This is a genomic window from Peptoniphilus sp. SGI.035 (genome assembly GCF_050315115.1).
In the GTDB taxonomy this organism is placed as follows: domain Bacteria; phylum Bacillota; class Clostridia; order Tissierellales; family Peptoniphilaceae; genus Peptoniphilus_A.
The window spans coordinates 1-534 of sequence record NZ_JBNPOJ010000060.1 but is presented as its reverse complement, the minus strand read 5'-3'; the positions used below and the strand labels follow the sequence as shown (position 1 = coordinate 534).

At 26.8% G+C, this 534-nt stretch carries 1 protein-coding gene; it reads right to left on the bottom strand.

Going from position 1 to position 534, the window contains the following annotated elements; translation table 11 throughout:
• A partial coding sequence (locus ACQRC6_RS09835; protein WP_427848754.1) for a helix-turn-helix domain-containing protein occupies positions 1–487 on the bottom strand: 487 nt, incomplete at its 3' end.
• Positions 488–534: the final 47 nt, after the last annotated feature.

Genomic DNA, 534 nt, shown 5'->3' with positions numbered 1-534 from the left:
GTTTTGGATTTAATTTTTTTGAGGCTTCTATAGCCTCTTCGTTAGCTTTTTTCGGATGTCTGCTTCTTGGCATAATTTTTCTAAATCCATGTCTTTTGAGGACATAATATATCTGCGTTCCTCCAATTGAATGACCTACAAGTTCAATATATGCTTTTTCGATTTCCTTAGCTGTTATTATTTGACCCTTTTGTGCCATTTCTTCAAATTGTTTTAAAAATTCTTTCTCCTCTTCAAAACTCATATTTCTTCTATTTCCAGTTCTCTTCTTATTCATAAGTCCTGAAATTGAATAATCCTTATATTCTTTTATCCAATTTGATATAGATTTAGTTGAAACATCTAATTTTTCAGATATTTCATGAATTTTAAATCCCTTAAGTCTTAATATTATTGCTTTTATTCTTGCATCTTCTTTTTTATTACTTGTGTTTTTTCTTGCTTCTTCTAATTTTTCTATTTCTTTTTCATTGTTTAGTTTTTTCATATTTTTATTTTACAACATTTTGAATATTTAGTCAGTGGTTAGTATAA